Source organism: Pseudomonas sp. UBA6753 (genome assembly GCF_002453565.1).
Lineage (GTDB): Bacteria > Pseudomonadota > Gammaproteobacteria > Pseudomonadales > Pseudomonadaceae > Aquipseudomonas > Aquipseudomonas putida_Z.
This window is the reverse complement of sequence record NZ_DKHD01000002.1, coordinates 29730-43416: the sequence shown is the minus strand read 5'-3', so window position 1 is coordinate 43416 and position 13687 is coordinate 29730. Positions and strand designations below refer to the sequence as shown.

The following is a 13687-nucleotide window of genomic DNA, read 5'->3' as shown; positions in this document are numbered from 1 at the left end:
TAGGTAGCGCCCGGTCAGGCATCAGCCTGACCGGGCGTTTGCCGCTTTAAGTTACAGGTAGCAAGAATGGCCAAAGAATACAGCCGTACCCAACGTATCGGTGATCAGATGCAGCGCGAGCTGGCCGAGCTGATCCGCCGTGAAGTCAAGGACCCCCGCGTCGGTCTGGTCACCATCACCGCTGTGGATGTCAGCCGCGACCTAGGCCATGCCAAGGTCTTCATCACCGTCATGGGCGAAGAAACGCCAGACGCAGTGCAGCAGTCGCTCAAGGCCCTGAACAGCGCCGCCAGCTTCCTGCGCCTGCACCTGGGCCGCTCGATGCAACTGCGCAGCGTGCCGCAACTGCATTTCCACTTCGACGAAAGCGTCAGCCGCGGTGTCCACCTGTCGGCACTGATCGAGCGCGCGGTCGCCGAAGACCGTCTGCACAAGGATGCCGACAAGCTGGACGCCGAGGAGTAAGCGGTGGCCCAGGTCAAACGTATCCGCCGCAACGTCAGCGGCATCATCCTGCTCGACAAGCCGCTGGGCTTCACCTCCAACGCCGCCCTGCAAAAGGTGCGCTGGCTGCTCAATGCGGAAAAGGCCGGCCATACCGGCAGCCTCGACCCGCTGGCAACCGGCGTGCTGCCGCTGTGCTTCGGCGAAGCGACCAAGTTTTCGCAGTACCTGCTCGATTCCGACAAGGGCTACGAAACGGTCATGCAAATGGGGCAGACTACCAACACCGGTGATGCCGAAGGTGAGGTGCTGCAGACCCGCGAGGTGACCGTTGGTCGCGCCGACATCGAGGCCCTGCTGCCGCGTTTTCGTGGCCAGATCAGCCAGATACCGCCGATGTACTCGGCGCTCAAGCGTGACGGCCAGCCGCTGTACAAGCTGGCACGTGCAGGAGAGGTAGTGGAGCGCGAGGCGCGTTCTGTTACTATTGGCCGCTTGGAGTTGCTCGAGTGCGAAGGCACCCGTGCACGGCTGAGCGTAGGATGCAGCAAAGGCACCTATATCCGCACCCTGGTGGAGGATATCGGCGAGGCCCTTGGCTGCGGCGCCTATGTCGCCGAGCTGCGCAGGACCCAGGCCGGGCCTTTCGCGCTGGCACAGACGGTCACCCTCGAGGAACTCGAACAGGCCCACGCCGAAGGCGGCAACGAAGCGCTCGACCGCTTCCTCATGCCCTCGGACAGCGGCCTGCAGGACTGGCCGCTGGTGTGCCTGTCCGAACACAGTGCGTTCTACTGGCTGCATGGGCAGGCGGTACGCGCGCCGGACGCGCCACAATTTGGCATGGTCCGGGTACAGGATCACAATGCACGCTTCATCGGTATCGGTGAAGTGAGCGAAGACGGGCGCATTGCGCCGCGTCGGCTGATTCGGTCGGAATGACCGAAACCGCGGGGTCAGGCAGTTGCCAGGCCCCACGGCACCAAGGGTGGCTGTCAGTAGGCACGGTCACACCTTTTTTATTAATACAGGGATTTGTCCCTGGCCTATTGGACCCCGCATGCGGGATCCGTTATCAGGAGAAGCCAAATGGCCCTCAGCGTTGAAGAAAAAGCTCAGATCGTTGCCGAATACCAGCAAGCCGCCGGCGATACCGGTAGCCCGGAAGTGCAGGTTGCTCTGCTGACCGCCAACATCAACAAGCTGCAAGGCCACTTCAAGGCCAACGACAAAGACCACCACTCCCGTCGTGGTCTGATTCGTATGGTCAACCAGCGTCGTAAGCTGCTGGACTACCTGAAGGGCAAAGACACCACTCGTTACAGCGCCCTGATCGGTCGCCTGGGTCTGCGTCGCTAATAGCGGCCTGGCCAGTGGTGTGCATGGCGTGTCGCAGGCTTCGGCAGGGCTGTTTTGCAGTGCTGCCGTTGGACACGCCACGCGTATCTCCGAGGTTGGCAGCCTGGCAATGCTGAGCGGATTTTCCGCTTGGTGCCAGGCTCCCAGCCTCGTGTTGTATCTGGACGGTCAATGGGGCCGATTCCCCGTTCTGCCCAAGAATTCGCAAGAAACCAGTTCCCCCAAGAGCCACTGAAAAAGGTAGGAAACCGTGAACCCGGTAATCAAGACTTTCCAGTTCGGTCAATCGACCGTTACTCTCGAAACGGGTCGTATTGCCCGTCAGGCAACCGGCGCCGTGCTGGTGACCGTCGACAACGACGTCACCGTGCTGGTGACTGTGGTAGGCGCCAAACAGGCTGATCCAGGCAAGGGTTTCTTCCCGCTGTCGGTCCACTACCAGGAAAAGACCTACGCCGCCGGCAAGATCCCGGGTGGCTTCTTCAAGCGTGAAGGCCGTCCTTCCGAGAAAGAGACCCTGACCTCGCGCCTGATCGACCGTCCGATCCGTCCGCTGTTCCCGGAAGGCTTCATGAACGAAGTGCAGGTAGTCTGCACCGTGGTTTCCACCAGCAAGAAGACCGACCCGGACATCGCTGCGATGATCGGTACCTCGGCTGCCCTGGCCATTTCCGGCATTCCGTTCGAAGGCCCGATCGGCGCCGCTCGCGTTGCCTTCCACGAAAGCACCGGCTACCTGCTGAACCCGACCTACGAGCAACTGGCTGCCTCGAGCCTGGACATGGTCGTTGCCGGTACCTCCGACGCTGTACTGATGGTTGAATCGGAAGCCAAAGAGCTGACCGAAGACCAGATGCTGGGCGCCGTACTGTTCGCCCACGACGAATTCCAGGCCGTGATCCAGGCCGTCAAGGAACTGGCCGCCGAAGCCGGCAAGCCGACCTGGGACTGGCAGCCAGCCCCAGCCAACGTCGAGCTGATGAACCTGGTGCGTGGCGAGTTCGGCGAAGCCGTTTCGCAGGCCTACACCATCACCCAGAAGGCTGACCGTTACAACCGCCTGGGCCAGCTGCGCGACGAGGCTGTTGCCCGTCTGAGCAACGAAGAGACCGGCCCGTCCGCCAGCGCCATCAAGGACATCTTCGGCGAGCTGGAATACCGCACCGTCCGCGAGAACATCGTCAACGGCAAACCGCGTATCGACGGCCGTGACACCCGCACCGTGCGCCCGCTGAACATCGAAGTCGGCGTATTGCCGAAGACCCACGGTTCGGCGCTGTTCACCCGTGGCGAAACCCAGGCCCTGGTCGTCGCGACCCTGGGTACTGCCCGTGACGCCCAGCTGCTGGACACCCTGGAAGGCGAGAAGAAAGACCCGTTCATGCTGCACTACAACTTCCCGCCGTTCTCGGTGGGTGAGTGCGGCCGCATGGGCGGCGCCGGTCGTCGTGAAATCGGCCACGGCCGCTTGGCCCGTCGTGGCGTGCAGGCCATGTTGCCGAGCGACAGCGACTTCCCGTACACCATCCGCGTGGTATCGGAAATCACCGAATCCAACGGTTCCAGCTCCATGGCTTCGGTCTGTGGTGCTTCCCTGGCCCTGATGGACGCCGGTGTACCGATGAAGGCACCGGTTGCCGGTATCGCCATGGGCCTGGTCAAGGAAGGTGACAAGTTCGCCGTCCTGACCGACATCCTGGGTGACGAAGACCACCTGGGCGACATGGACTTCAAGGTAGCCGGTACCGCCAAGGGTGTTACTGCGCTGCAGATGGACATCAAGATCAACGGCATCACCGAAGAGATCATGGAAATCGCCCTGGGCCAGGCCCTGGAAGCGCGCCTGAACATCCTCGGCCAGATGAACCAGATCATCGCCCAGTCGCGTAGCGAGCTGTCGGCCAACGCCCCGACCATGATCGCGATGAAGATCGACACCGACAAGATCCGTGACGTCATCGGTAAAGGTGGTGCCACCATTCGCGCCATCTGCGAAGAGACCAAGGCTTCGATCGACATCGAAGACGACGGCTCGATCAAGATCTTCGGCGAAACCAAGGAAGCGGCAGAGGCTGCCAAGCAGCGCATCCTGGGCATCACCGCCGAGGCCGAGATCGGCAAGATCTACGTCGGCAAGGTCGAGCGCATCGTCGACTTCGGTGCCTTCGTCAACATCCTGCCTGGCAAGGACGGCCTGGTGCACATCTCCATGCTGAGCGATGCTCGCGTCGAGAAAGTCACCGACATCCTGAAAGAAGGCCAGGAAGTCGAAGTACTGGTACTGGACGTGGACAACCGCGGTCGTATCAAGCTGTCGATCAAGGACGTTGCCGCGGCCAAGGCCTCGGGCGTCTAAGCGACTGCCACGCAAGAGGAAAAGGGCCCTTCGGGGCCCTTTTTTCATGGGCGAAAGGGAACCTTTTGCGGACTTGCATCTTGCATGCAGGTTTACCGTGCAGATTGCAAAATGCACGACGACGGGAATGCTGGTTTTTCGCTAACTTATTGATTTTAAAGGAAACAAGCGAAGCGGAAAATCTGGCACAGCGCGTGCAACTACCTTCATATCTGACGCCAGGACATACGGCGCAGACCTTTCGAAAAACAGGAGTGACTCACATGAAGAAGTTCGCCATTGCTGCCGCTACTGCTACCGCCCTGACCCTGACCATGGCTAACGGCGCATTCGCTGCGGAGCCAACCCAGGCTCCAGTCATGTTGGCTGCCAACACCGTGGATAACGCCAAGCAGGAAGGTTCCGACACCTGGATCACTACCAAGGTGAAAGCGGACCTGCTGACTGAAAAAGGTATTCCAGGCAGCGACATCAAAGTCGAGACCAGCCAAGGCGTCGTCTCGCTGTCGTCTGACGTGGCGATCACTCAATCCCAGAAAGAAGAAGCAGTACGCATCACCAAGAACATCAAAGGCGTGAAAAGCGTCATGTCTGACGGCCTGAAAGCCGAATAAGGAATGTCCCGTCGGCCAAACGGATTTGGCCACCTTCGCTCCGAGCCCCGGCTATTTGCCGGGGCTTTTCATTGGTGGCTAGTACACCGGATTACGCGCAATCACATCACTCTCGAAGCATTCCTGCTCGACGATCAGCGGCTCGACCAATGGCCGGCTATCGCGAAAGTGCGCGGTCTGGGTATGCGCTTCATAGGCTGCATCGTCGCGGTAGATCTCGTACAGGTAGATCACCTCCGGGTCGACCCGGTCTTGCGACACATCGAATGCCAGGCAACCAGGTTCAGTGGCGACTGAGGCTGCGGCATTGACCTTGATCGCAGTGAGAAAATCCTCGGCGCAACCGGGCTTCACTCGGGTCTTGATGAACAGGCTATACACAAGGCTCTCCTTTTGTTTTAAATTCTACTGTGAATTGTATACAAAAATGGAGCTTCGCCAATGTCCGAATTGCCTGCACGCCCTGGTCGCCTGAACGGCCTGCGCCATATCGCCTTGTTGGTGCCCAACCTGGAGGAGTGCGAACGCTTCTACGTCGATGTGCTGGGTATGGAGGTGCTTAACCGTGCCAACGAAGACCTGGTGTATCTGACCTGTGGTAACGACAACCTGTCGCTGGGGCGCGGGGCAGGGGCGGCCAATGGTTTGCAGACCCTGGACCACTACGGATTCATCGTCGATAGCGTTGAAGAGCTTGAGGCCTGGTACCAGTATTTCAAGGCACATGGCGTGACCCTGCTGGACCGGCCGTTCAACCATGGTGACGGGGCGCGCAGCTTCCACCTGCTGGACCCGGCAGGGAACAAGGTGCAGCCGTTGTACCACCCGGCGGTGTCGGGGCAGCGGTTGGTGTGAGGCCTGTACCGGCCTCTTCGCGGGCTTGCCCGCTCCCACAGGGATCGCGCACAGCTCAAGGCCGGCGCATACCTTGTGGGAGCGGGTTTACCCGCGAAGAGGCCAGACCTGCTAGTAGAAGTTACTCGGCATCCAGATGCATCGGCGTCACCACCCGACCATCGCTCTCGGCCTGGCCCAGACTGGTATCGATGAAGTACACCCGGTCATCTTCCAGCTGGCCTTTGTCCACCAGGTAATCCTTGATGCTGCTGGCCCGCTCCTGGCCAAGTGTGCGCAGCAGCGCAGTACTTTCGGCCCAGGACTTGATCACCGCCTCGCGCAGCTTGGCGGTGCGCTCGTCGCGGCCCAGTTGCTCCCATTCCGCAGGCGGCTGTTGCTTCAGGCGGTTACGGTAGATGCCTTCGAGCATCGCCGGTTTTTCGCTGTCGTCGACCACCAGCATCGAGGCATTGGCCGGCACCTTGTCACCGCGGCGCTGCAGGATCTTGTACCAGGTGGCCTGGTACTCACGCTCCAAGCGCTGCTGGGCGATCAGCGGGCCGTCGCTGGCCTGGGCGCTGGTGCCTTCGATTTCCAGGCGCAGCTCCGGGCGTTCCTTCAGGGCCGACGCCAATTTGTCCAACGATGCCTGGGCGTCGCCACTAAGCTCGCTGGAGCCCGGGGCGAAGGACACATTGCCCAGATCTTCCGAGCCACCGCCGGCAACCAGCCCGCCAATGAACTTGAACGGCGCTTGCGCCGCACGCAACACCAGGTTGCGCAGGGTTTGCCAGACGATCGGCATCACGCTGAACTGCGGGTTGTTGAGGTCTCCGGATACTGGCAGCTCGATCGAGATCTTGCCTTCGGTATCCTTCAGGAGTGCCACCGCCAGGCGGATAGGGAGGTCCACTGCGTCCGGGCTGTCGACCTTCTCGCCCAACTGCAACTGCTCAACCACCACCTTGTTCTCGGCCTTCAGCTGGCCATTGGTGATCAGGTAATGCAGGTCGAGGTTGAGCCGGCCCTTGCGGATACGGAAGCCGGCGAACTTGCCGGAGTAGGGTGTGAGTGTGGTCAGCTCGACCCGCTTGAAGCTGGTGGCGATATCCAGGCTGGCCAGCGGGTTGAACGGGTTGAGGGCGCCTTTGATGGTGACCGGCGCGTAGCGGTCGACCTTGCCCTTGACGTCGACCTTGGCCGGCACCGGCTTGCGATTGTCGATGGTGCCGATCCGGCCGTTCAGCTGCTGGATGGCCGTGGCGAAGTTGGGGGTGAGGGACAGGTCGGCGAAGTTGGCCGAGCCGTCGTTGATGTCGATCTGGCCGATGTGGATGCCCAGCGGCTTGTCGTTGCCGGCGGAGGCCGGCTTGGCCTGGCTGGTCGCCGGGGCGCCGGCCGGCTGCGGGATCAGCAGGTCGTTGATGTTGGTGGTGCGGTCCTCGTTGATGATGAAGCGCGCATAGGGTTGCAGCAGAGTCACCTTGTCGATCGACAGCGCATCGCCGTGCACGTAGGACAGGCCGTCGACGTTCACCTGCTGCCATTTGACGAAGTCACGGCTTTTGATGGTGTCGAGGGTGTGCAGCTGGCTGACCTGTGCCTTGCCGGTAACGCTGAAGGCCAGCGGTGCGGTGTTCTTCAGGTCGACCTTGAGGTCGCTGGCGAGCATGCCGCTGCGTAGCTCCAGCAGGATGAACGGGCTGATATAGGCCTGGGCCACTCGCAGGTCGATGTCGCGGGTGCTCACGTCCAGCTTGGCCCAGATGGGCGCCAGGTTGACCTGGCCGGCCGCCTGCAGTTTGCCTTGCTTGCCCACGCCGGTATCGAGCTTGAGGGTGAAGGGCGACTTGTTGAGGCTGTCGAAACCTTGCAGGTCGGCGTTGAGCGGGCCGACGTCGAGGGCCACCGGCTCCTTCTGGGTACGGTCTGCCAGGTGCACCAGGTAGTTACGCAGTTGCACATCCTTGAGCAGTACCTGCCAGGGTTTGCTCGGCTCCTTGGCGGCTTGCTGTTCGGGCGTGGGTTCGGCGGCTGCCGGCTCGGCCTTTTCCTTCGGCGTGGCCTCGGCCGGCTGGCTGGCGAACAGCTTCTGCCAGTCAAGCTGGCCGTCCTTTTCCAGCGCAGCCCAGGTTTCCAGTTTTTCGCTGCGGATCTTGCCCACGGTTACCAGCTGCTTGACCAGGTCGACCGAGGTTTCGCTTACTTCCAGGCTGGCCAGGCGTGCCAGCGGGCGGCCATCCGGGGCCTTGATGGCAAACGGGGCGATGCGCACCGACGCGTTGTCCAGCAACAGTTCGGTCTGTTTGGCAAGGTTGAGCTTGTAGTGGGTGTCGAGGCTGACCACGCCCTCTTCCAGCACCAGTGGCACGGCATCGCGCACATAGGGCCAGAATGCCTTCATCTTGCCTTCGGTGATCTTCAGTGTGCCTTCAGAGGCGATCGGCGCCAGGCTCAGGGTACCTTTCCAGTCGATACGCCCGCCGTTGGGGCCGATGGCCACCAGGGTCATGTCGGCATTGTCGTTGGGCAGGGTGCTGAGGTTTTTCAGCTCCAGGTTCATGTTGTCGTAGAGGAACTCGATCGGCTCGCTCGGGCGCAGGTCCTCGAAGTGCAGGTAGCCGTCGCTGAGCTTGATGCTGCCGATGCGTAGCGGGAACGGGTCGCTGGGCGGCTCGTCGGGCTTGGCTTCGCTGGCTGGCAGCTTGAACAGGCGGGTCAGGTTGAGGGTACCGTCCTTGGCGAACAGCACTTCGTTGCGTGGCTTGACCAGTTCCACTGCGTCCAGGTGCAGGGCACCGCTCCACAGGCTGTCGAGCGAGAGGTTGGCGTACAGCCGCTCGAAGCCGACCTGCTCCTTGCCCGGCTCGCCGATCTGCAGGCCCCACAGTGTCAGCTCGAGGCTGAAGGGGTTGAGCTCGATCCGTTCGAGGTGGGCAGGCACGGTCGCGTACTGGGCCAACTGCTGGTTGGCGATGCGCAGCGCGACACCGGGGAGAACGAAAAAGCCGAGAAGGCTGTAGAGGGCTACGAGGGCCAGCAGTGCGCCAGCGGCGCGAGTCAATCCTTTGTACATGTGTCGCTTCGTCTGTCTAAGCAGGAGAGCTTGGAGTATGGCACGTTAAATCAGTTCCGCTGAGGCGACCATCTGACCTCATTCGATACCCATGCGCCGTTTGGCCCGATGCGCCGAGCCGTCGCGCATCGCCCAGCGCAATATCGGCGCGGTGCGTTGCAGGCCCAGGCGGATCATGCGCCGCTGCAACGGGCCGTGCTGCAGGTCGAGCATGGCCTGGGCCCAGGCCGGCAGCAGGTCGATGCCGGCGTGCAGCATCAGCTTGCCCACCGGCTGTGCCAGGCGGCTGGGGGCGGGGGCATCGAGCAGGATGCTGACCACCTCATGACTGCGGGCGTCGCAGTGCAACTGCGGCCGCATGCGCTGCAGGTAGTCCTCGACTTGCTGGCACGAGCGCGGCACGTCGCGGGCGCCAAGGCGCTCGGCAATCAGCGCGATCTCTGCGTAGTAGGCATCCTGCTCGGCGCGCGCAAGGTGCGGGTTGCGGTAACGCAGGTGGGCGGCGAGGAAGCTGCTGACTTCCGCCACATGCACCCAGGTCAGCAGGTCCGGGTCGCTGGCCGCATATGGGCGGCCATCCGGCGCGGTGCCGGTCACCTGCAGGTGGATGGTGCGCACCTTGTCGATCAGCCACTCGGCATCGCGGGTGGCGCCGAAGGTGGTGCCGGAGATGAATTGGCTGGTGCGGCGCAGGCGGCCGAGCAGGTCTTCACGGAAGTTGGAATGGTCCCACACCCCGGCCAGGGCCAGCGGGTGCAGCAATTGCAGCATGAGGGCGCTGATGCCACCGACCAGCATGCTCGGGAAGTCGCCATGTACCCGCCAGCTGATGCTGTGCGGGCCGAACAGGCCGGGGTCGCCCTTGGGCGATTCCAGGTCGAGCTGGCCGAGGGCCAGCCCGGTAAGGCTCATGACCTGGGTTTCGATGCGGCGGCGAAGGGCTTCCATGGCGACCTGTGGTTCAGGGCGGCCATGAACAGCGGCCGCCGGTTACTGGTTGAGGCGTTTGTCGATCAGGCCCTGCACCACACTTGGGTCGGCCAGGGTCGAGGTATCGCCCAGGTTGTCGAGTTCGTTGCAGGCGATCTTGCGCAGTATACGCCGCATGATCTTGCCTGAGCGCGTCTTGGGCAGCGCCGGGGCCCACTGGATCAGCTCGGGCTTGGCGAAACTGCCGATTTCCTTGCTGACCAGGGCCAGCAACTCGGCCTTGAGCGCGTCGTCCGGCGTTACGCCATTCATGGGCGTGACGAAGGCATAAACGCCCTGGCCCTTGAGGTCGTGGGGGTAACCGACCACCGCCGCTTCGGCGACGCTGTCATGCAGCACCAGCGCGCTTTCCACTTCGGCGGTACCGATACGGTGGCCGGAAACGTTGATCACGTCATCGATACGCCCGGTGATCCAGTAGTCACCATCGGCATCGCGGCGGGCACCGTCGCCGGTGAAGTAATAGCCGGGCATCGGCTTGAAGTAGGTGTCGACCATGCGCTGATGGTCGCCATAGACGCTACGGATCTGCCCGGGCCAGCTGGCCTTGATCACCAGCAGGCCGGCACCGGGGCCTTCGATGAGCTTGCCCTTTTCGTCCAGCAGCACTGGTTGTACGCCGAACATGGGCTGGGTGGCACAGCCGGGCTTGAGCGACTGCGAGCCGGGCAACGGGGTGAGCATGATGCCGCCGGTTTCGGTCTGCCACCAGGTATCGACGATGGGGCAGCGCTTTTGCCCGACTTCCTCGAAATACCACTCCCAGGCTTCGGGGTTGATCGGCTCGCCGACGCTGCCCAGCAGGCGCAGGCTCTGGCGTGAAGTGTTTTGCAGCGGCGCGGAGCCTTCGCGCATCAGCGCGCGCAGGGCAGTCGGGGCGGTGTAGAAGATGTTCACCTGGTGCTTGTCCACCACTTGCCAGAAGCGCGAGGTGTCCGGGTAGTTGGGCACGCCTTCGAACATCAGCGAGATCGCGCCATTGGCCAGCGGGCCATAGACGATGTAGCTGTGGCCGGTGACCCAGCCGACATCGGCGGTGCACCAGAACACCTCGCCGTCACGGTAGTCGAACACCACCTTGAAGGTGAGGGTGGCCTGCAGCAGGTAGCCGCCGGTAGTGTGCAGCACGCCTTTGGGTTTGCCGGTGCTGCCGGAGGTGTAGAGGATGAACAGCGGATCTTCGGCGCCCATCGGCTCGGGAGCGCAGTCGTCGCCGGCCTTTTCCGTTGCCTCGTGGTACCAGAGGTCACGGCCTTCGGCCCAGGCGACATCGCCGCCGGTGCGGCGCACCACGAATACGCTGCTGACCGCGGGGCAGCTGGCCAGGGCCTTGTCGACGTTCTGTTTCAGCGGGATGCGTTTGCCGCCGCGCACGCCTTCATCGGCGGTGATCACCGTACGGCAGTCGGCATCGAGGATACGGTCGCGCAGGGCATCGGGCGAGAAGCCGCCGAACACCACCGAGTGGATGGCACCGATGCGGGTGCAGGCAAGCATGGCGAAGGCGGCCTCGGGGATCATCGGCATGTAGATGCACACCCGGTCGCCTTTCTTCACCCCGCGTGCTTTCAGCGCATTGGCCAGGCGGCAGACCTGGCGGTGCAGTTCGCGGTAGGTGATGGCCTTGGAATCCTTGGGATCGTCGCCTTCCCACAGCAGGGCGGTCTGTTCGCCGCGTCGGGCCAGGTGGCGGTCGATGCAGTTGTAGCTGACGTTGAGCTGGGCGCCGTCGAACCAGCGGGCGCTGCCGGTCTTCAGGTCGCATTGCTGCACGCTCGACCAGGGTTTTATCCAATCCAGGCGCTTGGCCTGTTCGGCCCAGAAGGTGTCGGGGTCATCAACCGACTGGCGGTAGAGGCGGCGGTACTCGTCGGGGGTGAGGGCGGCGGACTGGCTGACGGCCAGGGCCTGGGGGTAGTTGCGGATATCGAACATGGCGGGTGGTCCTGCTCTTGTAAGGGGCGATGGACTGCAACGGCTATTCGATAGGACAGTGTAGCTGGGAGAGGTGTTCAACCTGTGCCGGCCTCTTCGCGGGCTCGCCCGCTCCCACAGGTATTGAACAGTTCTTGAGGCCTGTGCGGTACCTGTGGGAGCGGGCGAGCCCGCGAAGAAGCTGGCGAAGGTTTCAGATCAACCGCGGTGACGGCCGCGGAAGTAGTTGATCAGGCCTTGGGTAGAGCCATCTTCAGCGCTGTCTTCCAGGCTGCCGACAAGGCGTTGGTAAACGCCCTTGCCCAGCTCCTTGCCCAGCTCCACGCCCCACTGGTCGAAGGCGTTGATGCCCCAGATCACGCTCTGTACGAAGACCTTGTGCTCGTACATCGCCACCAGCGCGCCCAGGCGGCGTGGGCTGATGCGCTCCACCACCAGGGTATTGCTCGGGCGGTTGCCGGGGATGACCTTGTGCGGGGCCAGCTTTTCGATGTCCGCTTCGTTCAGGCCTTTGCCACGCAGCTCGGCTTCGGCTTCCTCGCGGGTCTTGCCCAGCATCAGCGCCTGGCTCTGCGACAGGCAGTTGGCGTACAGCCACTGGTGATGGTCGGCCACCGGGTTGAAGCTCACCACCGGCACGATGAAATCGGCCGGAATCAGCTGGGTGCCCTGGTGCAGCAACTGGTGGTAGGCATGCTGGCCGTTGCAGCCGACGCCGCCCCAGATCACCGGGCCGGTGTCGGTTTTCACCGGGGTGCCGTCCTGCAGCACGCTCTTGCCGTTGGACTCCATGTCCAGCTGCTGCAGGTGCTTGGTGATGTTGCGCAGGTAGTGGTCGTACGGCAGGATCGCGTGGCTCTGTGCGCCCCAGAAGTTGCCGTACCAAACGCCCAGCAGGGCCAGCAGTACCGGCATGTTCTTTTCGAACGGCGCGGTCTGGAAGTGCTGGTCCATGGTGTAGGCACCGGACAGCAGTTCCTTGAAGTTGGCGGTACCGATGGCCAGGGCGATCGGCAGGCCGATGGCCGACCATAGCGAGTAGCGCCCGCCCACCCAGTCCCACATCGGGAAGATGTTTTCTTCGCGGATGCCGAAGGCCACGGCGGCGGCCTTGTTGCTGGAAACGGCGATGAAGTGGCGGTACAGCTCGGCTTCCGAGCCGCCCTGGGCCAGGTACCAGGTACGCGCGGCCATGGCGTTCTTCAGGGTCTCGAGGGTGTTGAACGACTTCGACGAGACGATGAACAGGGTGGTTTCGGCGCGCAGGTTGGCCGACAGCTCGTGGAACTCACTGCCGTCGATGTTCGCCAGGTAGTGGCAGCGCACGCCGCGCTGGGCGTAGGGCAGCAGCGCCTCGGAGACCAGCTCGGGGCCGAGGAACGAGCCACCGATGCCAATGTTGACCACGTCGGTGATCGGTTTTTCGCTGTAGCCGCGCCACAGGCCGTCGTGGATGCGGCCGACCAGTTCGGTGATCTGGTTGAGCACCTTGTGCACTTCCGGCATCACGTTCACGCCGTTGACGCTGAGCTTGTCGCCCACCGGCCGGCGCAGGGCGGTGTGCAGCACCGGGCGGCCTTCGGAGGCGTTGATGATTTCGCCACTGAACATCGACTTGATGGCGTCCTGCAGGCCCACTTCGTTGGCCAGGTTCACCAGCAGGTCGCGGCTTTGTTCGGTGATCAGGTTTTTCGAGTAGTCGAGGAACAGGCCGCAGGAGCTCAGGGAGAACTGGTCGAAGCGCTTGGCATCGGCGGCGAAGGCTTCGCGCATGCTGAAGCCTTGCATGGCGTCGCGGTGTTGCTGGAGCGCCTGCCAGGCGGGCAGGGCCGTGACATCGTGGGGTGTACGGTAATACGCCATTGCGCGGGGTTCCCTTGGTGCGTGGTGAGACCTTGGACACGGCACTCATTGCCGGGTTCAGGCTGGCACCATTATAGGCAAAGGCCACTTGCAGGGAATGGGTATGGCGGGGGAATTTGGGGGAGGCAACTGTCTTGTATTGCCTGTACTGGCCTCATCGCCGGCAAGCCAGCTCCCACAGGGATAGGGCGTGGCTCGAGGCCGATGCGGTCG

The 13687-nt window shown here is 62.8% G+C and carries 11 protein-coding genes; 6 read left to right on the top strand and 5 right to left on the bottom strand.

The features are described from left to right. The first annotated feature begins 66 nt into the window (after positions 1-66). From rbfA to B2790_RS00405, 5 genes are all read left to right on the top strand, one after another. Positions 67-465 carry a 30S ribosome-binding factor RbfA gene (gene rbfA / locus B2790_RS00425; protein WP_286918016.1) on the top strand — a complete coding sequence of 133 codons (399 nt, stop codon included), beginning with the start codon at positions 67-69 and terminating at the stop codon, positions 463-465. A gap of 3 nt (positions 466-468) precedes the next feature. Then, complete coding sequence (gene truB / locus B2790_RS00420) at positions 469-1386, top strand: tRNA pseudouridine(55) synthase TruB (RefSeq protein WP_013974284.1); 918 nt, start codon at positions 469-471, stop codon at positions 1384-1386. Between the two features lie 147 nt (positions 1387-1533). Then, on the top strand, positions 1534-1803 hold the full coding sequence (gene rpsO, locus B2790_RS00415; RefSeq protein WP_003249971.1) for a 30S ribosomal protein S15: 270 nt from the start codon (positions 1534-1536) through the stop codon (positions 1801-1803). Positions 1804-2053: 250 nt separating this feature from the next. Next, positions 2054-4159, top strand: coding sequence for a polyribonucleotide nucleotidyltransferase (pnp, locus tag B2790_RS00410; RefSeq protein ID WP_075046423.1), 2106 nt, complete (start codon positions 2054-2056; stop codon positions 4157-4159). A 263-nt stretch (positions 4160-4422) separates the two neighbouring features. Then, positions 4423-4773, top strand: a complete 351-nt coding sequence (locus B2790_RS00405) for a BON domain-containing protein (RefSeq protein ID WP_013974282.1) — start codon at positions 4423-4425, stop codon at positions 4771-4773. A 78-nt stretch (positions 4774-4851) separates the two neighbouring features. Here the strand turns inward: B2790_RS00405 and B2790_RS00400 are convergent, their stop codons facing one another. After that, the gene (locus tag B2790_RS00400; RefSeq protein WP_100413849.1) at positions 4852-5154 is read right to left on the bottom strand and encodes a putative quinol monooxygenase; all 303 of its coding nucleotides are present in this window, start codon (positions 5152-5154) and stop codon (positions 4852-4854) included. 60 nt (positions 5155-5214) lie between these two features. Here B2790_RS00400 and B2790_RS00395 point away from each other — a divergent pair, with 60 nt between their 5' ends. Further along, a complete protein-coding gene (locus B2790_RS00395) occupies positions 5215-5628 on the top strand; it encodes a VOC family protein (protein WP_010955354.1) in 414 nt (137 codons plus the stop codon). A gap of 121 nt (positions 5629-5749) precedes the next feature. On the opposite strand, the gene B2790_RS00390 is transcribed toward B2790_RS00395, so the two are convergent. The 4 genes from B2790_RS00390 to pgi form a co-directional block, all read right to left on the bottom strand. Continuing rightward, on the bottom strand, positions 5750-8686 hold the full coding sequence (locus tag B2790_RS00390) for a DUF748 domain-containing protein (RefSeq protein WP_286918015.1): 2937 nt from the start codon (positions 8684-8686) through the stop codon (positions 5750-5752). Positions 8687-8764: 78 nt separating this feature from the next. After that, positions 8765-9634: an oxygenase MpaB family protein gene (locus tag B2790_RS00385; protein ID WP_025340694.1), complete on the bottom strand. Its 870-nt coding sequence runs from the start codon at positions 9632-9634 to the stop codon at positions 8765-8767. A 42-nt stretch (positions 9635-9676) separates the two neighbouring features. Then, on the bottom strand, positions 9677-11611 hold the full coding sequence (gene acs / locus B2790_RS00380) for an acetate--CoA ligase (RefSeq protein WP_025340693.1): 1935 nt from the start codon (positions 11609-11611) through the stop codon (positions 9677-9679). Between the two features lie 198 nt (positions 11612-11809). Then, positions 11810-13474, bottom strand: coding sequence for a glucose-6-phosphate isomerase (gene pgi, locus B2790_RS00375; protein WP_025340692.1), 1665 nt, complete (start codon positions 13472-13474; stop codon positions 11810-11812). Between the last annotated feature and the right edge of the window lie 213 nt (positions 13475-13687).

What these genes read in the sequence shown, in the direction of transcription:
- rbfA (WP_286918016.1), top strand. Translation starts at nt 67, where the DNA reads ATGGCCAAAGAATACAGCCGTACCCAACGTATCGGTGATCAGATGCAG.
- rpsO (WP_003249971.1), top strand. Translation starts at nt 1,534, where the DNA reads ATGGCCCTCAGCGTTGAAGAAAAAGCTCAGATCGTTGCCGAATACCAG.
- B2790_RS00405 (WP_013974282.1), top strand. Translation starts at nt 4,423, where the DNA reads ATGAAGAAGTTCGCCATTGCTGCCGCTACTGCTACCGCCCTGACCCTG.
- B2790_RS00395 (WP_010955354.1), top strand. Translation starts at nt 5,215, where the DNA reads ATGTCCGAATTGCCTGCACGCCCTGGTCGCCTGAACGGCCTGCGCCAT.
- B2790_RS00390 (WP_286918015.1), bottom strand. Translation starts at nt 8,686, where the DNA reads ATGTACAAAGGATTGACTCGCGCCGCTGGCGCACTGCTGGCCCTCGTA.
- B2790_RS00385 (WP_025340694.1), bottom strand. Translation starts at nt 9,634, where the DNA reads ATGGAAGCCCTTCGCCGCCGCATCGAAACCCAGGTCATGAGCCTTACC.
- acs (WP_025340693.1), bottom strand. Translation starts at nt 11,611, where the DNA reads ATGTTCGATATCCGCAACTACCCCCAGGCCCTGGCCGTCAGCCAGTCC.
- pgi (WP_025340692.1), bottom strand. Translation starts at nt 13,474, where the DNA reads ATGGCGTATTACCGTACACCCCACGATGTCACGGCCCTGCCCGCCTGG.